This is a genomic window from Thalassospira sp. ABL2_045 (assembly GCF_056161285.1).
The window spans coordinates 37,106-59,406 of record NZ_JBSWYV010000014.1; the positions used below are offsets into that span (position 1 = coordinate 37,106).

A 22,301-nucleotide genomic window follows, 5' to 3' on the forward strand; every position below is an offset into this window, starting at 1 on the left:
TTTAGGCCCAACGCATATTTCCCGAGAATTAAACGATACAACTGACAAACAAGGTTTCAAAAATGACAGCCGATCTTCGAGATGCCGCACTTAACAGCAACGTCTGGGCCTTTCAGGAAGCCAGCAAGCTGGTCAAGCGGTATAAACAGAAGGCGCCTGAAAAGGGCTATGTCCTTTTTGAAACCGGTTATGGTCCGTCGGGTCTGCCACACATTGGCACCTTTGGCGAAGTGGCACGTACGACCTATGTCCGTCGTGCGTTCGAGACCATGTGCGATATTCCGACCAAGCTGTTCTGCTTCTCCGATGACATGGATGGCCTACGCAAGGTCCCGGACAATATTCCGAACAAGGACATGGTCGCTGAACATCTTGGCAAGGCGCTGACCAGTGTTCCCGATCCGTTTGGCACCCATGAAAGCTTTGCGCATCATAACAATGCCAAGCTGCGCGAATTCCTGGATGGGTTCGGGTTTGAGTATGAATTCAAATCATCGACCGATTGCTACAAGTCGGGCATGTTTGACGAAGCACTCCTGCGATTGCTCGAGCGCTATGAAGCGATCCAGAAAATCATGCTGCCGACCTTGGGTGAAGAACGCCGCGCGACCTATAGCCCGTTCATGCCGGTTGAGCCGGGTACCAACAAGGTCCTGATGGCCAAGGTCACCGAGCTTAAGCCGGAAAGCGGCGGCATCGTTTACGAACATCCGGAAACCGGTGATCTTGTCGAAACGCTCGTCACGGGCGGCAACTGCAAGCTGCAGTGGAAGCCGGACTGGGCGATGCGCTGGTATGCGCTGGGCGTTGATTATGAAATGGCCGGCAAGGACCTTATTCCGTCGGTCGAGCTTGGCAACAAGATCGTCAAGGCACTTGGCGGCACTCCGCCGGAAGGCTTCAACTACGAGCTGTTCCTTGATGAGAACGCCCAGAAGATTTCCAAATCCAAGGGCAATGGCCTTTCGATGGAAGACTGGCTGAAATATGCGCCGGAAGACAGCCTGTCGCTGTTCATGTTCCAGAAGCCGAAAACCGCAAAGCGTCTGTATTTCGATGTCATCCCGAAAACCGTGGATGAATATCTGACCTTTGCCGAAAAGCTTAAAACCGAAACCGACCCGACCAAGATCCTGCAAAACCCGGCTTGGCACATTCACGCCGGGACCGCACCGGATCGTGACATTCCGCTGTCGTTCGGCATCCTGCTGAACCTGGTTTCAGTGTGTAACACCGATGACCGTGACCTGCTGTGGAAGTTCATTTCGCGCTATGCCACGGGTGAGACGCCGGAAACGGCACCGTATCTTGATAAACTGGTCGGCTATGCCATCAACTATTACCGCGACTTCGTCAAACCGACGAAGAAATACCGTGCCCCGACCGAGGCAGAGCAGGCCGCCCTTAAAGACCTGCGCGATGCGCTGTCGAAAGTTGCCCCGGGCACAGAGCCGGCCGACATTCAGACCGAAGTTTTCACCGTGGGCAAAAACCACAATTATGAAAACCTGCGCGACTGGTTCAAAGCGCTGTATGAAGTGCTGCTCGGTCAGGAACAGGGTCCGCGCATGGGCTCCTTCATCGCGCTTTACGGCCTTGATGAAAGCGTTGCGCTGATCGACCGTGCGCTGGCGGGCGAAGACCTTTCGGCGTAAGCACGTGATCAGATAAAACTTGCAAGCGGCTCGCCATCTGGCGGGCCGTTTTGCGTTTTGGGTCATATCATTCAATAATTCGCCAACCGGATCGGTTATGGCGGGGCTTTGCGTCACCAGCAGGGAATTGAATGAGATGGGCTTTTGGCAGAAATCGATGATTGCGGTCGCGTGTTCCAAGCCGCTGCGCGCGATTGGCGAGGCGGTTGGCCGCAAAACGGGACTGGCCGCACAGTTCGTCAGTGCCAATGATGGTGTCGGGCATGTCGCACGGGCCAAGGCGCTGTCAAAAAACGGGATCGGGATTTCCAGTTTTTATCTTGGCGAGTATGTCACGGATATCGCGCAGGTGCGTGAAACCGTTGATCAGTTGCGTGCGGTGATGCCAAGCCTGCGTCAGGCCGGGCTTGATGTGCATGTCTCAATTGATCCGTCCCAGCTGGGCTACATGCAGGATGCAGCCGTGCTGGCCAAACATGTTGATGAGATCGCCGGTCAGATCCGCGATCTCGCGGCAAAGGCCGGCCCATCGCAAACCGTCCGGCTGATGATCGATATGGAAGATTTCGATATGGTCGATGATACGCTGGCGCTGCATCATCGGTTAAGCGACGCCGGTGTGCCGGTTGCCCAGACCCTGCAAGCCCGCCTGCACCGGACAAAGGCGGACATGACGGAAATGATCAAGCGCGGTGCGATGGTGCGACTGGTCAAGGGGGCAATGGCCCCGCCGGCCAGTGTGGCCTTTACCGAGCGGTCAGAAATTGATGCCAATTACCTAGCCCTTGCCGGGATGATGTTATCAGAGTCCGCCAAGCAAAACGGGTTTTTCCCGGTCTTTGGCAGTCATCATCGTGAACTGGTGCTTAAGATCGCAAGGCTTGCCGATCAAAATGGCTGGGCGCGTGATCGGTTCGAATTCGAGATGCTGTATGGCGTCAATCAGCCGTTGCAACGCGAACTGGTTGCGCAGGGGTATCGCCTTCGGCTTTATGCGCCGTTTGGCAAGGATTGGTGGGCCTATGCCTGGCGCAGGGTGGGGGAGAACCCGCGCAATCTGTCGCTGTTGCTGAAGTCTGGGCTTCATCGATAAAAAAAATGAGGCCAGCATAAGTTGCTGGCCTCACTATTTTCGATCAGCTAGGCGGCAGGTACCGTCGCAGCGGATGATGTTCAAATGGCGCAAGCAGGATGTGCCGCGCACGTTGCCAGCCAACACCAAATGCCATCACCAATCCGCCGACGATAAAGCAGACCAGAACAATGGTCATGGACGGATCAATCGCCGCCCCCTCGAACCCTGATTGCAGCAGATAGCCGACATAGATCAGGCCGCTGATGATCGGCGAGCGGCGATCCAGGATGAGGGAGAGCAACATGGCAATGATGATCACCGGGATCATGGCAAGCGCGGCGGCCTCGAACGTTGCCGCAATCGAATGGATGGTCAGCGGCGCGCCAAAGACATAGAGCCAGAACGCACATTCCGCCCAGCCATTGACCCGGTTGGGATCGCGACTGTCGATAAAGATCGCAAGGGCGAGCAACAAGATACCTGTGACGGTGATCAGATAGGGGATATAGGGCTCTGCCGCCGGGCCGAAGGTCGCTAAAAGCGCTGTCCAAAAGACACCGACGATGCCAGCAGCAATCAGGGAAAACGAGACCGGCAGGCGATAACGCAGGAAAAAGCCCAGCTGGAAGGCAAATCCGATCACCGCAACAAAGACCAGCACATTCATCGACCGCTGGCCGAAATCAATGACCGTATCAAGATCCGATAGCTGCCCCGCCGGTCCGGCAAAGGACATGTAAATCGCAATCGCGTAGATCATCAATGTCGCACCAAGGGCGGCCATAATCGCGATCGAGGGCAGGGACGCCTTGAGCTTGCCTGCGATATATTCCGCCAATGCAACATAGGCCATCATGGCAAGCGGTGGGGCGATCCAGAAGGCCGGACCATTGGCAAGCAGGCCCCATAGCACAAACCAGCCAATGGTCAGTGCCGCGATGCCCAGCGCAATGAAGATGTCATTCATGCCACGAAACAGGGTGAATTTTTCTGTTTCGGGGGAGTCCTGGATTTGCTCGGTCAGGTACCCTTCCAGCCGTGCAAAGGCCTCTTCGCTGAGCACGCCCGCCGATACCGCATTTCGGATATCGGCAAGGGTGAATTGATTGTTTTTCACGGTGGCTCCGTTTTTGGTCTTGTGCCGTTGTGGCGTGTGTCCGATGTGCTTAGTGATACACGCCAAAGGACGGGCTTTCAAACGCCGCGATAGCCTTAATCGGGAAATAAGACCGTGAAAAGGCGATTGACAGGATGGTCGCAATCAGTATTAAGTGAGTTAACTTACTTAAGAGATGGTGATATTCATGGCCGAAAAGCTCAAACCCGAAGAAAAGCGGCAAAAGCTTGCCCGCGCGGCAATGAATGTGATCTGGCGCGATGGTTATCATGCCGCCACCATTCAATCGGTTGCGAACGAGGCCGGATTGCCCGCCGGTGGGGTGTTTTACCGTTTCCCCAAAAAGCATGATCTGGCGCAGGCCGCCCTTGAGACCATGCAGGGCGAGTTCATCCCGCTTTTGGACAGCATCAAGTCCAAGGGGACAGTCGGGGATCGGTTGTCGGTATTTTTTGACTATCTTGATGCCATGACGCCCCGCCGTGTCAGCCATGGCTGCCCGCTTGCGCGTTTGATGCTTGATATGCCAGCGGATGCGGATTTTGATCCGGCGCGCAAAATCGGGCAGGGCGTATTTGATGCCCTGATCGACTGGGTGGCAGATCAGCTTCGCGAAGGCGGGCTGGATGCGGACCGTGCCGCGATCGAGGGCCGCCGGATTGTGCTGCGCTGGCAAGGGGCGATTGTGCTGGCCCATTCGATGAATGACCGCGCCATCCTTGATGACGAGATCCATGATCTGCGCCAGACAGCAGCTGCCTTGATCGGCGGGAACTAAGCCGCACTTTTCCGGATTTGCGACCCGTTTTCCCATATCATGAAAGTGCCACCATGCCCCGCGCGCTGACCAAAACCCTTGGGCGTGATCCCAAGGCTGCCTTGATTTTCAATTTTGCCCTGCTTGGCATTCGCGACAAGTTCTATGCCCTGCGACAATCGATTGGCATTGGCCGACCCGATCGGGCTGTGCTGGATCATCTGGGCGTGCCCGATAGCGCCATGGCGCAAAAGGTGACGGCCTGGGCAGCCTCGCTTCAGCCGGAATTTGTGCAATATCACGGCCTGCGCAGCTTCGCCTTTGGTGTGGCGCTGGCCGACTATCACGATGTGCGGTTCGATCAGGAGATGCTTTATATCGCAAGCATCCTGCATGATATTTCACTGGCGTCCTCCGCCTGTGACGGGCCCGGCTCGTTTGAGGTCGAGGCCGCCGGGTGTGCCCATCGCTGGCTGGGTGAACAGGGTTATGATCCCGAGAAGGCCGATATCATCCACGAGGCCATGGCCCTGCATTCGGCCGTCTGTCATACCGGTTCACGCGACCCGGAAGGATTGCTTTTGCATTTGGGGGCCGGGGTCGATGTGGTCGGCATGCAGGTGATGAATATTCACCGCGATGTTCGCGCGCAAATCCTGCGCGATTATCCTCGTACCGGCTTTGTCCGCGATTTCGGAAAACTGGTCGCCGATCAGGCTGATCTCAAACCGCAATGCCATATTGCCGGGCTGGTAGGGGTCGGGTTTGCCAAGGCACTGGCAAACAACCCGCTGGATCGTGCCTGATCGCGAACCTGATCCCATGGTTTTTGCAGCTTTTGGTTGTTTTGCCATGATCAGTTCATTTTCTGATGATGAAATCAAAGCCATGAAACGTCATACTATTATCAAAGCCGCAGTCCTTTGGGCTGCGCCAAACGATAAAGGACACGGGCAATGATCGGACTGAGAACAGTAAAATTTGCGCTGGTCGGGGCGATGGCACTGGCATTGTCGGCCTGTGCGAGTGGGCCGCGCGTTTATACCGATGCCGACCCGGCGGCCGATTTCGCGCAGTTCCGCACATTCGCCTTTGTCGAAAGTGCCGGCAAGGATGCCGAAGCCGAATACAAAACCCTGTCCGGTCAGCGGATCGAAGATGCGATCAATCTGGCGATGGTGTCACGCGGCTATCAGCTTGATATCCATAACCCGGATCTTCTGATCAACTTCCATCTCAAGACCCAGGAAAAGACCCGCTCGTCGCCGCCGGTCTATATGGGTGGCTATTACGGGTATCGCAGCGGGATGTATGTTGGCTGGCCAGGCTATGTCGAGCCGGGCTATGTCGATACCTATACCGAGGGGACGCTGAATATCGATCTGGTTGATCGGCGCACCCGTCAGATGGTCTGGGAAGGAACGGCTGTTGCCCGTGTCACCAGTGCGGTGCGCGAAGCGCCAAATGAAACGGTGCGGAATGCAGTGGCATCGATCTTTGCCAAATATCCCTATCGCGCCGGCAGCAACGTGATGGTGCCATTGCCTGAATAAGGGATGTTCAGAACCCAAAACAAAACGGGCCGGAATTCCGGCCCGTTTTCATGTGCGGTGATGTTTGATGATCCGCGCGATCAATCTTCGCTGGCGTCAACAAAGCTCATGTAAAGGTCCTGCGCGCGGCGGGTGATCGGGCCGGGTTGCAGGTTGCGGTCATCGAGTTTGACGCACGGGGCGACCTTGTAATAGTTGCCGGTGCCAAAGATTTCGTCAGCCGCTTCGAGTTCCTCGTATTTGCAGGTCTTTTCCACGACATCGACGCCGTCTTCGCGAAGCAGTTTGATCACGCGCTGACGGGTCAGGCCATTGAGGAACGTGCCATTGATCGCTGGGGTATAGACCGTGCCGTCCTTGGCAAAGAACAGGTTGGCATAGGAAAACTCGGCCACATTGCCAATCGGGTCGAGCATCACACCGGTATCAAAGCCCGATGCGGTTGCCTCGGTCACGGCGCGGCCGACATTGGGATAGAGGCAGGATGCCTTTGCCTCGGTCGGGGCGCTTTCCGGCGACGGGCGGCGGAAGGTTGATTTGCGTGCGCTAAAGCCGGTCTGAACGGCTTCGGGCATTTCAGTCACGGAAATGCACAGAACAAATTGCGCGCTTTCGGGCGTCGGGGCGATGAAGCCTTCGCCGCCAAAGACGATCGGTTTGATATACAGGGCCAGTTCCGGGTCGAATTTCTGAACGCCTTCCTTGACCAGGGCGACGATTTCATCGACCGTGATGGTCGGTTTCATACCCATCAGTTCGGCCGAGCGGATCACACGGGCACAGTGCGGATACAGATCCGGCATTTTGCCATTCATGCGTCGCGCACCGTCAAAGACGGTCGAGGCCATCCAGACACCATGGGTTTGCGGGCCCATAATGTTGGGGTTGCCTTCGTGCCATTGACCCTGATGCCAGGTCCAGGTGGTGACGGTGCTATCAGTGGCGGCGTGACCCATTTTTATGCTCCTGATTGTGTTGGGGAATGCGCCTGTGGGGCGGTCCTTAAAGCGGCGCATAGCATAGGGTTTTTGCCCAAGGATGGTCAAAGAAAACATCTCTCTTGGTGATGCCTTTGAAATGTCATGAAAGCTTGCAAGCAGTTATGCGATAGGTTTTTCTGTAGAAGATTGATTTCGAGACGTTTTCTGCCACCATGGCGGGATGCTGACCGTCACTTTGAAAGGAACACACGATGGGTGATGACATCAAACTTGATCTCGACGCACGGTTTGAACATGCCCGTGATGTGATCCGCCATGCCGGAAAGCGGGCAATGGAATATTTCGATGGCACGGCCGGCGATCTTGAGGTCGAGGCCAAGGACAACCCGCTTGATATGGTCAGCATCGCCGACAAAAATGTCGAGGCGATCATTCGCGATCAGATCGGGGATAGCTTCCCCGAGGACGGTTTCCTCGGCGAGGAAATGGGCATTGAGAAGGGCGATAATGAGTGCCTGTGGGTGATTGACCCGATTGATGGCACGGCCTGCTTTGTCAATCAGATGCCAAGCTGGTGTATTTCCATCGCCCTTGTCGTTAAAGGCAAGATTGATTTGGCGCTGATTTATCAGCCGTGCGGCAAGGAATTGTTCACCGCAAAGCGTGGCGAGGGCGCGTTTGTTAATGGTGAGCCGATCAAGGCCAGCGATGCCAAAACCGTTGGCGATGGCGTGATGGGACTTGGCATGTCACATCGCACCAGAAGTGACGCGATCACACCGTTTATCACGGCACTTCTGGACAGCGAGGGCATCTTTATGCGCAACGGGTCGGGCGCGCTTTCGATGGCCTATGCCGCCGCCGGGCGTTTGATCGGCTATTACGAGCCGCACATCAATCCGTGGGATTGTCTGGCCGGTATCCTTCTAATGCAGGAAGCCGGTGGCTGGGCCAATGATTACCTCGCTGTACCTAATGCGCTGGAAGACGGCGCGCCGATCCTGACCGCGGGGCCGAATGTGGCGGAAGAGCTGCGCGAGATGACGGGCGTTTCCCACTAAGATAAGACGTTTCTGGCGCCAGATCCTAGGTGTCTGGTGTGTCGTTCTCGGCCTTGCGGTTTTCCAGTTTGCGATGGGTCAGGCGCGCCAGTTCCGAGCTGATCATGTCGATATCAAGCGGCTTGGTGCAATAGGCGTCAAAGCCGGTCTCATGGAATGTTTCGAGATTGTCGTTTGAAATATCCGCGGTCAGGGCCAGGACCGGAATGCTCGCCTTGATCGGTTCTTCGAAATTGCGGATCTGACGGGTGGCTTCGATGCCATCGAGAACCGGCATGTGCAAATCCATCAGAACTGCATCGAAATCGGTACCAGCAAGGATATCGAGCGCAATCTGACCATCTGCGGCGGTGGTGATGGTATGGCCCTGCGCTTCAAGCAGTTTCTGGGCAAGGATGCGGTTGATTTCGATGTCTTCCACCAACAGCAGGTTCCAGCTTCCCGGATCGGAGGGTTTGGTTGTTTCTGCGGGGCCGCTATCGGCGTCTTGTGCCTGACCGTCATGTTCGGCCAGGGCGGCTTCGCTGCTACGCGGCAGGGTCAGGTCAAACCAGAACAGACTGCCGCTGCCTTCCTGACTTTCGACCTTGATCGTTCCGCCCATGGCCTGAACCATGCGCTGACAGATCGTCAGACCAAGACCGGTGCCGCCATAGCGGCGCGTGGTGGTGGTGTCGACCTGGGTAAAGGCCTCAAAGATCGATTCAAGCTTGTTGCGCGGAATGCCGATCCCTTCATCCTGTACGGAAATGCGGAACGAAACCGTGTCGTCGCCAAGTTCAAGCGGGGCTGCCGACACCTGTACCTTGCCGTATTTGGTGAATTTGATGGCGTTTGAGACAAGGTTGGTCAGCACCTGTTTGAGGCGCACCGGATCGCCAATGACATGGCGGGGCAATGCCGGGTCGATCGTCAGTTCAAGCTTGTTTTCCTGCGCGCGCGCCGGGACAACCATCATTGACACCACTTCTTCGCACAACTGGTGCAGATCGACCGGGGCTTCTTCGAGGACGAGTTTGCCTGCCTCGATCTTGGAGATATCCAGAATATCACCGATCAGCGACAGAACATGGCGCCCGGCCCCGCGAATGGTCGAGAGGTAATTGCGCAATGTCTCAAGCGAGGCGTTCTTGTCCAGACTGTCGGTGGCAAGTTGCGCATAGCCCAGAATGGATGTCATCGGAGAGCGGAATTCGTGGCTCATATGGGCGATGAATTCCGACTTGGCGCGGTCGGCCTGCTGGGCCTGGTTCATTGCGCTTTCGGCAGCCATTCGGGCATCTTCGAGTTCGCTTGTACGCGTTGCCACCAGATCGACAATGTGCTTTTCAGTGCGGTTGAGCGAACGCAGATAAATCAGAAGCAGGACACTGATCGTGCTGCCAAAGACGAAAATCGCCCAAGGCTGCCAGTAGACCAGCGAATTGAAGCCTTCCACACGCTGATGCAAGACAATCGTCCAGTCGCGATACCCGAAGGTGAAGTTGGAAATATTCGGATTGAACGGGATCGTAAGTTCTTCGGCGATATGATCAAGCGCGTACTGGGCATCACGGGTGGAATATAAAAGCCCCGACTTGCCCGGTGTTTTGGCGTCCGCCAGATGCAGTTCGTAATCAAGTGGAATACGCGCAACCCGGGCCGCACGCATGATCATGTCGGTAATGCGCAAAACGCCAACCGCAATGCCAAGTGGCGGTCCCCCCGGATCACGCCGGTTTTCAACGGCGAGAAACGCCAGCGACGAGACAAGCGATGCGTTTGACTGAGCGGAATTAAGCGGTTCTGTCAGGGTGACATTGTTGGTCTTAAGGGCGGTTTCCATGGCGCGTTTGCGCGATGGTTCGCTGGCAAGGTCAAAGCCGACCCGCTTTTCATTGCCCGAGCGTGGAAAGACATAAAAAATCGGGAAGTAACTGTCGCGCTGTGCGGCGGGCTGCAAGGTGCCATCGCCCATTTCGCGGATCGCGAAATTGCTGACACCGCGCAGTTCTGCGGTTTCCTCGACCAGGGTGCGGGCACGTTTTTCGACAAACGGCGCCCATTCCAGGGCGGCAACACCGGGCCTGCGATTGACCCATGGGGCCAGCATCGCATCAAAGGTGCTGGCCGATACGCTGCCATGAACGTCAAACAATGTCCGCACGGCAATCAATGCATCGGTTGCGCGGCCCAATTCTTCGCGCAGGTACGCCTCGAACGACAGTCTGTATTGTTCGGTCGCCAAGCGGTCGGCCTCTTCGAGCTGGTTATAGGTATACCAGGACGCAACGCCCGATACACCGAACCCGACAACGCCGATAAAAACAGCAAGGGCGCGGCGCAGACGATGCACATCATCAGACAGGCGTCCATCGCGGGTGCGCATGGTAACCGTGGCAATCCGTTCGATCCCGACCGCCAGAAACAGGGTGCCGACCGAACAGACGATGATATAGACAAACAGATTGCGAAAGCCGGTCTGTAACTCGATCCCGATAAAGGTGGCGTTGCCAAGGGCGGCAAAGGCAATGATGTCCAGCGCAATCAACGCATTGGTAACCACGGCGCCGAGCAGGCCATAGCGCACTGTTCCCCAGATCACACAAGGCAGGGTGACAAAGACAAACAGAAATTCCGGTCTGGCAATGAGCGGGGTGGTCTGAACGGCAGATGCCAGAACCACACAGGCAAGGCCGATAAAGCCTAATTCGGCATAATGCAGCAGCGGACGCGGCTTGATCCGCCAGTTCAAGAGCCGCAGGGCGAGCGGCCCGATGACGGTAATGCCGACCACATCCCCCTTGAACCAGCCCAGCCAAAGCAATTCATAGCGACCAAAACCGCCCATTTCGGTGACGCTGACGATAAACGCGCCGAATGTTGCGGCAAGTGCCGGGGCGAGAAGGCCGCCAATCAACAGATAGATCACGATGTCGCGCAGGCGGCTAAACGGATAGCGTCCGACAAACTTGCTGATCAGAAAGGCCGGGATCACGGCGGCAAGGGTAGTACCGACAGCCACCAACACCATCGCGGTCAGGGTTTTGGCAATGACGATATTAAGCAGGAAGGCGGCGATATAAACCGCCGGGAAATACCGCCAGCCCCAGAAGATCAGGGCGGCCAGGATGATGCCCGCCGGGGGCCAGATCAACGTGATGCTGGTGCCAAAAAATGGCAGATGAATAGCGGCATAGCCCGTGACGAAATAGGCAAGGATAATCACCAGAGAACGCACAATATGATGGCGCTGCAGCGTCAAACGGTTCTTCCTTTTCCCATCAGGTGCCAGCCGGTTTTTTTATTGATGAGGATTAATGTAATACGCCGCGCACCGGATTTGAATAGAGCATTGATCGAATGTGGGGATTTGGTCAATTTCACCAAGTCTATTGGCTGCACCACAAAACCCGTGCGACCCAGTCAATTTGATCGGCGGGAACAAAGCGGTCTTCGAATTCCGGATTGAAGGATTTCAGCTCCACACCCAGAGCGCCACGCCGCACCAGTTCCTTGGCCATGACTTCGCCGTCAATGGTTTTGACCACCACGCGGTCCTTGGGGCGGATGTTTGATGCCGGGCTGACAATGATCAAGTCACCATCGCGAAACACCGGCGCCATCGACTCACCCGAAATGCGCAAGCCATAGGCGGTCGGGTCGTGCAGGGCGGGAAAAGTGATGTCTTCCCAGGATCCACCGACCGGATATCCGGCATCATCAAAAAAGCCGCGATTACCAGCCTGGGCAAAGCCGATGACGGGAATGCGCCCGGCGCCATTGCCATCGACCAGTTCGGAAAATTCACGGAAACTGACATCTGTGACGGAAAGCACCTTGGAAATGCTTTCGGTCGAAGGCCAGCGTGCCTTGCCCTGGGCGGTGGTACGCTTGGACCGGTTGAACGTGGTCGGGTCCAGTTGCGCCAACCGTGCCAGTCCCGACGGTGTCAAACCGTGGTCTTTGGCAATCTGGTCAAGGGCGGCCCAAATTTGTTGATGTCGGATCATGGCGCATCCTAGCAGGACGCAAGACGATTGCGAAAGAAGGAATTAATTCCTTGATCGCCGCATCAGGATTTGGTGGTAACTGGCAGGGCAGCGATATTGTCAAACAGGGTCGGTTTGCCCATCTGCCCGCCCTTCAAGAGCATCGGCAGGCCATCAAGGTTGGTATGCGTTGAATGGGCGCAAATGATCGGCGCACCGGCATCGAAATCAGCCGCGAAGGACAGGCTGTCGATGCCCAGTTTCTGAACCGCAAGGCTTGAGGTGTCGCCACCGGCAATCAGCAGAAAGCCAAGGGCGATTTCGGTGCTGATGTGGCTTATGAAGTTGGCACTGGCGCGCGCCAGATCGTGGCTTGCGATATCAGGGTCGCGCTCATCAGAAAGCGCGACCAGAAGGTTCTTGCTTGAGGCGAGGACAGATACGCATTCATCGCGTAGCTTCTCGCTAGTTTTGGGGGCAAGAAGATCGGTCGGGCGGACAGTCCGTTTTTCATAGGCCTTGGCTTGCGCCACCTGATCGGCGGTCAACGAGGATCGGCTGCCGGCAAAGGCAAAAACCGGGCCTTCGCGTCGGCCTAGTTTGGGTTTGGGGTCATTGGCCGTCTCAAAGGACGGGAACATCGCCTGTGCGACGCTGCTGGCCCCGACACACAGAACCGGCATTTCTGCGGTAATTTCGCGCAGTGCTTCGCCAATGGTCAGAAGATCGGTTTCCTCGGCCACGTCAAACAGGGTTTCGGTTTCCCCATCGGCAATGCGACGGCGGATTTCATTGACCAGAGCCGAGCGACCCTTACGGATAATCGTGAAATCAATCAGCCCGACATTGGCCCAGCCCTGCTTGGCCAGATGACGGCACAGGTCGGCCTCGTCCATCGGCGTCACAGGGTGCTGGGCCATGACCGGATGGCGATCAATGCGATAAATCCTGCCGTCACCCGCCCCGGCAAACAGGTTGCCCAGCAGGCAAAAGCGCCTAAGGGATGGCTGCCCGCCAATGACGGCTTTCCATGGCGCGCCAACCGCCATGGCATAGCGATCAGCGATGGCGGCGATATTGCCAGTAGTGGGTGAGCTGTCAAAGGTCGAGCAGACCTTGAAATGATATAGGTTGCAGTCGGGCGACTTGAGGTGATCAGCCAACGGAGAAATGGTTGCAACGCCGTCTTCGACCCCCAAAGCGCGAAGGGACGTTGCAACCCCGAAGGCATCAAGGCTACCAAGGTCGGGACCAAGCGACCCGTGACCAGCATCATTTTCTGGTTCCGAGGATTGCGGGGCGTTCAGATACAGCCGTGCAGACAGTCCGGAACGGGCCACTGTCGCAAGGGTATCGGATGCCCCGGTAAAATCATCGGCACAGAAAATGAACTTGGTCATCGTCAGCCTCGCGCCCCATAAAATGACAGCGCCTCGGCCAGGGCTTTGTTGTCCTTGGCATGTTTTTTAAGGCTGATGCCGGCTTCGCAGGCTTCCCATGCCTGACGCAGGCTGGTGATGCCGGCCGCCGGGCCGGACGGATGGGCAAGGATGCCGCCGCCGGCAAGGAACATGAAATCAGCTGATCCGACCGCCTCATGGGTGGCCGGAACCGTGCCCGCCCACTGACCTGATGAGAAAACCGGCAGAACGCGGTCTTCATCGCCATTGCCCTCAGCCAGCGGTTTGGCGCACAGCTCGGCGGAGGCTGCGACTTCGCTGTCCTCGTCACAGAACTTGCCGCCCATGCCATGAACATGCATGTGATCCATCCCGGTCAGACGATAGAGCGTCTGATAGGCCGGGAAGCTCATGCCGATCAGCGGATGACGCGACAGCGCACCAAAGCCGTTGCGATGCCCATGCAGGACAAGGTCGGTTGATTTGCGCAAGGTCTGAAGGGCGGAAAGACCGGCCCAATTCATGCTGACCATGGCGCACGACCCGCCTTCCTTTTCGATCAGATCGGCATGGCGGCGCATGGCATCGGTTTCATCGGTGATGTTAAAGGCAATCATCACATCGCGCCCGGTCTTGTCGCGATAACGCCGCACCCGATCCATGACGGCCGGAATACGTTCCGCCAGCGGGGCACTTTCCGGGTTGGCGCAAATCTCGTCGTCCTTGATGAAATCAACACCGGCGTCGCACAGCTGATCGATCAGATCGGCGATTTCGTGGCTGCGCAGGCCAACATTCGGCTTGATAATGGTGCCAAAGAACGGGCGATCATGGACATTCATGCGATCACGTGTGCCTTGGGTGCCGGCTACCGGATAGTCATAAAGATCGCGATAGGCCTTTGGCACCGTGACATCAATCAGCTTAAGACCGGTGATCTCGCCCAGGTCATAAAGATTGCCCGACACGGTGGATGCCAGCGTTGCCAGATTGCGCCCGATATTGCCGGTCGGGAAGCCGATGCGGATTTCCGCCCGGCGATAGGGGCCCTTGATCCCGCGCGCCTCAAGATAGGCACTGGTAAGGCTCGGGTGGCTGGCCGGGGTCAGTTCGCGAATGCCCAGAATGCGGGCCGCACACCGTTCGCGCAGCTCGTCGGTTTCTCCGGCAACGCGAACAAACGTGCCGCTGCTTTGCTCACCGGCCATGATGGCGGCGATCTTTTCCGGGTTCATCGGCGTTTCGATAAGGTAACGGGCTTCGATCAGGTCCATGGCTCAGATTTCCGAAAGCGACGGGAACGGACGGATCGGATCAGCGCCATCCCAGTCGATAGACGCTTCATAGATGGATTTGAACAGGCGGCCTTTCGGACCGACAACTTCGGAAAGTTCGATCACGGTGCCCGGGTGGTCTTCCTTGTCGAAATAGACAAAACGCCCATTGTCGCCGACCTTGCCGCTCATCTTGACGTTAAAGCCCTTGCTTTCCATCAGCGACAGATCGTCATCGAACTTTTCGGTCCAATAGGCGACATGTTGCAGGCCGGTATTGCCCGCCTTAAGGAAGTCGCGATACATCGACGGCGCATCGTTGCGCGTCTGGATCAGTTCGACCTGGACATCGCCGGAATTGGCAAGGGCCACGGAGTTATGCACCTCATAGGACTGGCCGTCATAACGGTAATCCTCGATCGGAACTTTCGGGTTGTAGTACCAGGGGCCGACACCCATCGTTTCCGACCAATATTCCATGGCGGCCTCGATATCGGGCACGACGTAACCCAGCTGGCGAATTTCACCAAGAAATCTGCTCATAGTTCCTCACTTAATCCAGAATGTTGGGCAACCAGACAGAGATTGCCGGTATGCAGGTCACTGCGAGCAGTGACAAAAACAGCGGTAACAGGAAGGGAAGCGCACCACGGATCACCCGGTGCAGCGGCATCTTGGCGATGATGCTGACCATATAAAGGCTCATGCCAACCGGCGGGGTCAGAAGACCGATCATCAGATTGAGCACAAAGACAATGCCAAGCTGCAGCGGATCAACACCGGCCGCCGTCATCGCAGGCGTAATGATCGGGGCGATGATCAGGATGGCGGCAATGGATTCCAGGAACATGCCGACCACCAGCAACAACACATTGACGATCAACAGCAGCACCAGCGGTTCGCTTGAAAGCCCAAGCAGGAACTCACTCGCCGTCGCGGGCAGGCGGTCCATGGTCAGGACCCAGGCAAACAGGGCCGCGGTCGAGACGATAAACAGCACATTGCCCGTGGCATCGACACTGTCGCGCGCAGCCGTCAGGACGCGTTTGACATCAAGCTGGCGATAGACAAATTTGCCGATCAAAAGGGCATAGGCCACGGTGACACCGGCCACTTCGGTCGGACCGAAATAGCCCGATACCAGACCGCCAATCAGAATGACCGGGGCGGCAAGGGCGGGCAGGGAAATCACGAACTTCCGGGCAAAGGCGGCGATGTTGAATTTCACTTCATCGCGCGGCAGCTTATAGATGCGCGCCATGACGCCCACCTGCAGCATCAAAAGGGCGGTGATCAGAACCGCTGGCACAATCCCGGCAATCAGGAGTTTGACTGCCGATACATTGGCGACCGAGGCAAAAATAATGATCGGAATGCTGGGCGGGAAGATCGGACCGATGGTGGCAGCCGCCATGGTAATGCCCGATGCAAATTCGGCCGAATAGCCCTGCTTGCGCATCATCTTGATCTGAACCGCGCCAAGGGCGCCAATATCAGCCAGGGCCGCACCCGACACGCCCGAAAAGATCAGGCTGACCAGAACGCTGACCTGTGCGGTGCCACCCCGGATCCAGCCGACCATCATGCGGACAAGCTCGAACAGATGGTTGGTCACACCCGACAGACTGAGCAGGTTGGCGGCAAAAATAAACAGCGGCACGGCCAGAAGCGGGGTGGAATCCAGCGCATTGACTGTGCGCTGGGCCAGGACCGTCATCGGCAGGTTAAACAGGATCATGACAATCGCAGATGACAAGCCAAGACAGACCGCAATCGGCAGGCGGATGATCATCAAGGCCAGAAACAGGATAAGGAGGGTCGCGCTCATCATTTGCGGGGCTCCTCCGGGTGCTGGCTTTGTGCCATTTCTTGTTCAATTGCGTCGGCAATCGCGTTACCGCCGTCATCATAGTCATATTCCGTGGTGGTCTCGGTGCGCGAAATCAGGCGATAAAGCGCAACGGCCAGCAACAATACGATGGCGATCACCACCGGCGCATAGACCGCATAATTGGGCATCGAAAGCGAAGGCGTGGTGAATTTGCCCGCACGCATCAAAAATTTATAAAGACCAAACAGGAAGATGGCGGAAAAGAAGGTAATCAGCGTGTAATTGGCAAAGCGCAGGATCGCCTTGCCCCGCGTGCCCAGTGCGTTAAACAGCAGATCAATCGCGATGTGGCGGTTATGAAGCATAAGTGCCGGGACCGCGAAAAACACCAGCGCAATATTGGCAATGCGCGACAGCTCATCCGCCCAGGGCAGGCCAAGATCAAAGAAATTGCGCAAGATCACCTGACCAACCACCAGGACTGACATCAGAGCCAGCATCACCATGGAAAAGGCGGTCAGAACCCGGCATATCCGGTCAAGCCCCTTATATATCGGGGAGTTCCTGTACGGCATCACGATACCTGAAAACAAAGGCTTGGAAAAAACGGGCGGCATCCCTGAACGTTTCGTTCCCTGATACCGCCCGAAGACGATCGATCCTGCTTATTTCACAGCAGAGATCTGCTCGTAATATTTGCCGTATTTGTCGTCAAAGCGCTCATGCACCAGCTTTTCAACGCCTGCGCGGAAAGCGGCAACATCAAGACCATCATCCGGACCAATGATGGTCATGCCAGCTTCTTTAAGCTTGGCAAGATCGCCGGCCTCTTTATCAAGGATGGTCTGGGATGCTTTCATGCGCACCGTCTCGGCCGCCTTGGTGATGCCGTCCTTGATGTCATCGGGGAAGCTCTGCCACAGGTCTTCGTTGATCACGACGATTTCGGCAGCTGAAATATGGCCGGTCAGCATCATGTGCGACTGAACGTCATAAAGCTTGTGGTCGACGGCGACGTTGACCGGGTTTTCCTGGCCCTGAACGATGCCGGTGGCGAGCGCCGTCGGCACTTCAGACCAGTCAACCGGAACCGGGGCGGCACCAAGGCCCTCGACCGCGGTCAGGTAAACCGGGGACGGGATGGCGCGGATTTTAACGCCGGAAAGATCAGCCGGGGTTTTGACCGCCATGTTTGCGGTCAGCTGACGGGTGCCGAAATAAAACGCATAGAGCACGCGCATGCCGGTATTTTCAATCAGGCCCTGATTGAGTTCGGCCATGACGGGCGAGTCGATATCAACCACATTCATCAGGTGATCATAGTCGCGATACAGATACGGGGTATCAAGCACGCCGAAATCTTCATAAAGCGAGCTCAGCGCACCGGCCGTGTTGTGCGACAGGGCAATGGACCCCATGGAAACGCCTTCGGCGAGTTCCTGAATCTTGCCAAGCTGGGAAGACGGATAGACGTCGATCTTGACCGCACCATCGGTGTTTTTGGCGATTTCCTCGGCCAGCCAGTCGGCCTGCATGCCGACAACAGAAGTCGGCGAATTCATGTGACCGTAGCTCAGTTCATATTCCTGTGCACTAGCGGCATGCGCCACAACAGAAAGCGATGCAGCAGCGACGAGTGTGCTCGCCAGATGGCGAAACTTGCTCTGGATGACCATTGGTTTCCTCCCGTGATGGTCTGTGTGTTTTATTCTATATCGGGCGTTGGTTGTTGTTCTTTTCCCTTGAATGATCCCAGAGTACGTGAAACATATTGCCTCATCAAACATCATAAAATGATGTGTTTTGATGTTTTTGAGGGTGCGATGCCAAAAACAAGCGGACCAATCATCAAGGATATTGCCGACCTTTCCGGGGTGTCTCCGGCAACGGTCGACCGGGTGCTCAACAAGCGCCCCGGTGTGCGCGAACGCACGGCAAAACGCGTGCTTCAGGCCGCAAGCGAGCTTGGCTATCTGCCCGAAACCGACACCCACGAAGTGTTCCGACCCAAACCGATGCGCGTGGTGTTTCTGTTGCCATCGGGCACCAACCCGTATCTCAAACTGCTTGGTGATCGCATCAAGACCGCGGCCGAGGCAACAACGGGCTATAACGTCCGCGCCCGCGTCTATTTCATCGACAGTTTCAATCCGCAACTGCTGTCCGAGGCGCTTCGTCAACACGGCGAAAAGGCCGATGGCATTGCTTTCATGGCGATTGATCATCCGCTCGTGCGTGAAACTGTGGCCGATCTTCAGGACGCGGGAAAACACATCATTACCGTAGTTTCAGACATTTCCGGTGTGCCGCACGCGGCCTATGTCGGGCTGGATAACCGGGCGGTCGGGCGCACAGCGGGCTATTTGCTGGGCCGGTTCATGGGGCCTGCGCGCGGTCGGGTTGCGATGATTGCCGCCAGCCGCACCTATCGCGCCCATGAAGAACGCGAAATGGGATTCCTGTCGCTGATGGAGGAAGACTTTCCTGACATCCGCGTGGTGGCGGCCCGCGAAGGCCATGATGATCGCAGTGAAAACTACCTGCACACCAAATCGCTTCTCGAAGAATATCACGATCTGGTCGGGATCTATAATGTCGGCGGGTCGTCAGACGGGGTGGCGCGGGCCCTGCGTGAAAGTGGCCGGGGACGTGACATCATCTTTATCGGTCATGGCCTGACCCCTGATACAAGGCGCTTCCTGCTTGAAGACATCATGGATGTCGTCATCACCCAAAGCCCCGGCGTGATTGTGCAAAACGTGCTGCGGATTTTTGAAAACCTCCGCAACGGCCAGGCGGCCGACGAGGACGTCGCCAAACTCACGATGCAGGTCGTGGTGAAAGAAAACTTGCCATAACCTGCTTAGCGTTTGTTGCGTCGCGGGTTTCTACTCACAAAAGACACTAGTCTGTCGGTGCTCTTCGACTATGTAATCGTCGCCAACCTTCCGCGCTGTCAAAGTGTGAATGCAGGAGTCCGCGTAGGGAACATAGGTCGTTGTAGTAGGGCCGGAAACCGGTTTGACTCCACTATCGACAATCTTCCACTGATAGGCCCTGCGGCCATCATTAAGCTCAAGGATGTTTATGGGGGGCCCATAGTCCAAGATCGGTTCGGTTATCGACTGGCCAATATAGCCTTTCATGATTTGCCCAGTGCAACTTATGAAGAGCAAAACCGCTAGCAGAGCGAAATATCTCATGAATCCCCCAGAAACTGTGCTTTTTAGAGTGAACGCAGCCATAAAAGTGTCTCACAATAACTGACCGAAATCGAGCTTCGGTTGTTTAATGTACTGCAAATTAATCAGAAATAGAAATTAGGAAATTAATCCTTTACAATGAGAACAAAAAGGGATTATAGCTTGCATATCAACACCGGAATTGCATCTGGAAGTAAGTCGGGCCGGGTTAAGGTCGGCTGACAAGGCGGCGGTCAAAGCTGCTGATTTGCGCGGGCGGAACACCGCCCTTGGGGACATCACAAACCATTCATCGCACCGGCGTGCATTGCCAAATGCGCGGGCGGGATTGCTGTATCCATTTTCTGGATTTGGCGCGGTGATGGCGCGCTAAAGGTGCGGTTGCAGGCCCGGTGGAATGAACAGGTATTACCTAGCAGGAGGGCGACGTGACCGAACAACGACTATTTCCCAAACCACTTTCTGCGCGCGACATCACCCCTTTTTCCAGTGCCCCGCAGGCATGGTTCTGGTTCGTGCGCTGTCAAACCGCGCGGATTGAAGGCGCGCGCGTGGTGACCGACGCGGGCGAGGTGGTCCGACCGTGTGACCCCGATGATGTTTATAACGCGGTGATGCGCCTTAAAAAGGGCGGTATTCTAGGCGATCGGCATTTGCAGGTTCTGGAATATTTCGGCCTCGTCGAACGCGAACCCGATGCCCGCGATCCGCGCGAAAAGGGCAAGGGTGATTTGTGGTGCCAAGCCATGGACGCACTTGAAAACGTTTTGATTTCACGTGGCATCGTCAAACGCGGCCGTGATGAAAGCTTTCATCATGACGAGGGTGTTGTCGAACTGGGTGGGGATTTGTCGCCATGCGGGATGTAACAAACCTGATCACACCGGGCGAAACCGCCGGGGAAACCGTATCGGAGGCCGCCGATCCGTGGATGGACCACTGGACCAACCAGTCCTCAACGGGGCGCGAGGTTTCGGTGCTCGTAGTGTTTGCCGATGCACCGGAAAAGCGTCTGTTGCGGGTTCTCAAGCCAGGCTTTCGCCATTGCTTCGTGCTGGTGTCCGGGGTGCGGGCCGGGGAATGGATCTGCCTTGATCCGCAAAGCCATCGGGTGCGCTGTGAAAGCTGGTGCTATTCGCCGATCTTTGATCCGGCGGCCTATTATCGCGGCCTTGGATATCACTGTATCTGGGCGCGCTATCCGGCCTCAATTCCCCGCAAGGCCCGCTTTGGCCCGATGAGCTGTGTCGAGTTGGTAAAACGATTGCTGGGTATTTCGGTGATCTGGATCTTCACCCCCTGGCAGCTTTATCGCCATCTGCAGAAGGGATTGGAGCGTGATCAAATCGGGGATGTGTTTTTTTCTGAAAAATGTTCTTGATTTGTTCTTTTTAATGTGACATAAGAGACAAATCAACGCCACAGATGCGCCCGCAGGTTTTTACCCCTTGCGGGCGTTTTTGCGTTTGGGGTGGGCTTGGTTCAGGCCACAACATCCTCGCGGTCAAGATAGTCGCGCAAGGCGTCGGTTACGACGTTATTAAGCTTCACCCCGCGCCGTGTTGCCAAAAGGATAGCGCGCCGGTGTAGCTCATGACCGGGACGGATATTGAAGCTGCCTTTAAGTGGCGTGTCGGGGACGCGGCCTTCTTCGGTGCAAAGTTCAAGATAATCGTCAACCGCCTCGTTAAAGGCTGCTTTCAGGCTTTTGGCATCCGTACCCTCATAGGTCACAAGGTCGCGGATGAATTCCAATTTGCCATGGAACACTTCGTCCGCCTCGCTGAAATCGACCGAACCGAGGTATCCTTTGTATTCTAGCATCTTGCTCATATCAGTTTCTCTTCGATCAGCGTTTCAAGCACGTAATCAATCACGTAGGATTTCACGATGTTACCGGGATGGGGTTTGTGCAGGGCAATGGTCGGTGCGCTGTCATGGACGAACTTGCGTCGTGAGCCGCCGCTTTTTCCAGTCTTGATCTCGCGATATCCAAGCGCGGTCAAAAGTCGGACCAGCTCATCCCAGCTAAAATCCTTGGGCCTGCTTTTGAAGCGGGCAATCAGTTTGTCGACCCGTCCCATTTTCGCCCCGGCTTCTGATGCTGATCCCAGTATAGGCGCTGCGCTGAAATCTGCAACTGTTTTTAGTTGCTGTATGTCGGGATCGGCCCCCGCACCGCAAGCTCAAACCACACATTGATCGTCACAAACCGGAGGCCCCGATGGGAAGTCTGTTTTCCACGCCGAAACCGGCACGTGTTGCGCCGCCGGTCCAAACGACAACCACTACAAAAACCGAAGATGACACCAGTGCCGAAGATGCTGCACGCACGGCCCGGACCGAGGCGCTTGAACGCCGCCGCTATGGCCGCGCCAGCCTGATTGGCACCAGCCATCGCGGGCTTTTGAGTGATCGCATCGCCAGGGCGGGTGGCGGCAAGAACCTGTTGGGGGAATAGGC

General features: G+C 56.3%; 23 protein-coding genes. 11 read left to right on the top strand and 12 right to left on the bottom strand.

The genetic code is table 11. From position 1 onward, the window contains the following. The first annotated feature begins 62 nt into the window (after positions 1-62). Positions 63-1,655: a lysine--tRNA ligase gene (locus ACXAIA_RS17230; protein WP_475350420.1), complete on the top strand. Its 1,593-nt coding sequence runs from the start codon at positions 63-65 to the stop codon at positions 1,653-1,655. A 136-nt stretch (positions 1,656-1,791) separates the two neighbouring features. Further along, positions 1,792-2,748, top strand: a complete 957-nt coding sequence (locus tag ACXAIA_RS17235; RefSeq protein ID WP_475350421.1) for a proline dehydrogenase family protein — start codon at positions 1,792-1,794, stop codon at positions 2,746-2,748. A gap of 43 nt (positions 2,749-2,791) precedes the next feature. On the opposite strand, the gene ACXAIA_RS17240 is transcribed toward ACXAIA_RS17235, so the two are convergent. Further along, the gene (locus ACXAIA_RS17240; RefSeq protein WP_475350422.1) at positions 2,792-3,847 is read right to left on the bottom strand and encodes a hypothetical protein; all 1,056 of its coding nucleotides are present in this window, start codon (positions 3,845-3,847) and stop codon (positions 2,792-2,794) included. A gap of 187 nt (positions 3,848-4,034) precedes the next feature. Between ACXAIA_RS17240 and ACXAIA_RS17245 the strand changes: the two genes are divergently transcribed. Genes ACXAIA_RS17245 through ACXAIA_RS17260 form a run of 4 tightly spaced genes read left to right on the top strand, consistent with a single transcriptional unit; the run spans position 4,035 to position 6,157 of the window. Next, on the top strand, positions 4,035-4,625 hold the full coding sequence (locus ACXAIA_RS17245) for a TetR/AcrR family transcriptional regulator (protein WP_475350423.1): 591 nt from the start codon (positions 4,035-4,037) through the stop codon (positions 4,623-4,625). A gap of 53 nt (positions 4,626-4,678) precedes the next feature. Beyond that, entirely contained in the window at positions 4,679-5,410 is a 732-nt protein-coding gene (locus ACXAIA_RS17250) for an HD domain-containing protein (protein ID WP_475350424.1), read from the top strand. Beyond that, entirely contained in the window at positions 5,403-5,564 is a 162-nt protein-coding gene (locus tag ACXAIA_RS17255) for a hypothetical protein (protein ID WP_475350425.1), read from the top strand. Before ACXAIA_RS17250 ends, ACXAIA_RS17255 begins: the two co-directional genes overlap by 8 nt. Continuing rightward, positions 5,561-6,157 (top strand): DUF4136 domain-containing protein, encoded by a 597-nt coding sequence (locus ACXAIA_RS17260; RefSeq protein ID WP_475350426.1) that lies wholly within the window; start codon positions 5,561-5,563, stop codon positions 6,155-6,157. Before ACXAIA_RS17255 ends, ACXAIA_RS17260 begins: the two co-directional genes overlap by 4 nt. An 80-nt stretch (positions 6,158-6,237) precedes the next feature. Here ACXAIA_RS17260 and ACXAIA_RS17265 read toward each other — a convergent pair whose 3' ends face one another. Further along, entirely contained in the window at positions 6,238-7,113 is an 876-nt protein-coding gene (locus tag ACXAIA_RS17265) for a branched-chain amino acid aminotransferase (protein ID WP_475350427.1), read from the bottom strand. Between the two features lie 236 nt (positions 7,114-7,349). Here ACXAIA_RS17265 and ACXAIA_RS17270 point away from each other — a divergent pair, with 236 nt between their 5' ends. After that, positions 7,350-8,159, top strand: coding sequence for an inositol monophosphatase family protein (locus ACXAIA_RS17270; RefSeq protein WP_475350428.1), 810 nt, complete (start codon positions 7,350-7,352; stop codon positions 8,157-8,159). Positions 8,160-8,184: 25 nt separating this feature from the next. Here ACXAIA_RS17270 and ACXAIA_RS17275 read toward each other — a convergent pair whose 3' ends face one another. The 8 genes from ACXAIA_RS17275 to ACXAIA_RS17310 all read right to left on the bottom strand — a co-directional run bounded on the left by ACXAIA_RS17275 (position 8,185) and on the right by ACXAIA_RS17310 (position 18,311). Continuing rightward, on the bottom strand, positions 8,185-11,403 hold the full coding sequence (locus ACXAIA_RS17275) for an ATP-binding protein (protein WP_475350429.1): 3,219 nt from the start codon (positions 11,401-11,403) through the stop codon (positions 8,185-8,187). A 127-nt stretch (positions 11,404-11,530) separates the two neighbouring features. Then, the gene (locus ACXAIA_RS17280) at positions 11,531-12,151 is read right to left on the bottom strand and encodes a LexA family transcriptional regulator (protein WP_475350430.1); all 621 of its coding nucleotides are present in this window, start codon (positions 12,149-12,151) and stop codon (positions 11,531-11,533) included. 62 nt (positions 12,152-12,213) lie between these two features. Beyond that, positions 12,214-13,530 carry a four-carbon acid sugar kinase family protein gene (locus ACXAIA_RS17285; RefSeq protein ID WP_475350431.1) on the bottom strand — a complete coding sequence of 439 codons (1,317 nt, stop codon included), beginning with the start codon at positions 13,528-13,530 and terminating at the stop codon, positions 12,214-12,216. A gap of 2 nt (positions 13,531-13,532) precedes the next feature. Then, positions 13,533-14,804 (bottom strand): ribulose-bisphosphate carboxylase large subunit family protein, encoded by a 1,272-nt coding sequence (locus ACXAIA_RS17290; RefSeq protein ID WP_475350432.1) that lies wholly within the window; start codon positions 14,802-14,804, stop codon positions 13,533-13,535. Between the two features lie 3 nt (positions 14,805-14,807). Continuing rightward, entirely contained in the window at positions 14,808-15,347 is a 540-nt protein-coding gene (locus tag ACXAIA_RS17295; protein WP_475350433.1) for a VOC family protein, read from the bottom strand. A gap of 10 nt (positions 15,348-15,357) precedes the next feature. Then, the gene (locus ACXAIA_RS17300) at positions 15,358-16,635 is read right to left on the bottom strand and encodes a TRAP transporter large permease (RefSeq protein WP_475350434.1); all 1,278 of its coding nucleotides are present in this window, start codon (positions 16,633-16,635) and stop codon (positions 15,358-15,360) included. Continuing rightward, positions 16,632-17,210 carry a TRAP transporter small permease gene (locus ACXAIA_RS17305; RefSeq protein ID WP_475350435.1) on the bottom strand — a complete coding sequence of 193 codons (579 nt, stop codon included), beginning with the start codon at positions 17,208-17,210 and terminating at the stop codon, positions 16,632-16,634. Before ACXAIA_RS17305 ends, ACXAIA_RS17300 begins: the two co-directional genes overlap by 4 nt. A gap of 90 nt (positions 17,211-17,300) precedes the next feature. Then, positions 17,301-18,311, bottom strand: coding sequence for a TRAP transporter substrate-binding protein (locus ACXAIA_RS17310; RefSeq protein WP_475345251.1), 1,011 nt, complete (start codon positions 18,309-18,311; stop codon positions 17,301-17,303). A gap of 147 nt (positions 18,312-18,458) precedes the next feature. Between ACXAIA_RS17310 and ACXAIA_RS17315 the strand changes: the two genes are divergently transcribed. The 3 genes from ACXAIA_RS17315 to ACXAIA_RS17325 all read left to right on the top strand — a co-directional run bounded on the left by ACXAIA_RS17315 (position 18,459) and on the right by ACXAIA_RS17325 (position 21,219). Further along, a complete protein-coding gene (locus ACXAIA_RS17315; RefSeq protein ID WP_475350436.1) occupies positions 18,459-19,493 on the top strand; it encodes a LacI family DNA-binding transcriptional regulator in 1,035 nt (344 codons plus the stop codon). Positions 19,494-20,266: 773 nt separating this feature from the next. Then, complete coding sequence (locus ACXAIA_RS17320) at positions 20,267-20,707, top strand: hypothetical protein (RefSeq protein ID WP_475350437.1); 441 nt, start codon at positions 20,267-20,269, stop codon at positions 20,705-20,707. After that, positions 20,695-21,219 (top strand): hypothetical protein, encoded by a 525-nt coding sequence (locus tag ACXAIA_RS17325; RefSeq protein WP_475350438.1) that lies wholly within the window; start codon positions 20,695-20,697, stop codon positions 21,217-21,219. The genes ACXAIA_RS17320 and ACXAIA_RS17325 overlap by 13 nt, the downstream gene beginning before the upstream one ends. A gap of 101 nt (positions 21,220-21,320) precedes the next feature. Here ACXAIA_RS17325 and ACXAIA_RS17330 read toward each other — a convergent pair whose 3' ends face one another. After that, on the bottom strand, positions 21,321-21,671 hold the full coding sequence (locus ACXAIA_RS17330) for a type II toxin-antitoxin system HicB family antitoxin (RefSeq protein WP_475350439.1): 351 nt from the start codon (positions 21,669-21,671) through the stop codon (positions 21,321-21,323). Then, complete coding sequence (locus ACXAIA_RS17335) at positions 21,668-21,922, bottom strand: type II toxin-antitoxin system HicA family toxin (protein WP_475350440.1); 255 nt, start codon at positions 21,920-21,922, stop codon at positions 21,668-21,670. Before ACXAIA_RS17335 ends, ACXAIA_RS17330 begins: the two co-directional genes overlap by 4 nt. Before the next feature lie 140 nt (positions 21,923-22,062). Between ACXAIA_RS17335 and ACXAIA_RS17340 the strand changes: the two genes are divergently transcribed. Then, the gene (locus tag ACXAIA_RS17340; RefSeq protein ID WP_475350441.1) at positions 22,063-22,299 is read left to right on the top strand and encodes a hypothetical protein; all 237 of its coding nucleotides are present in this window, start codon (positions 22,063-22,065) and stop codon (positions 22,297-22,299) included. Positions 22,300-22,301: the final 2 nt, after the last annotated feature.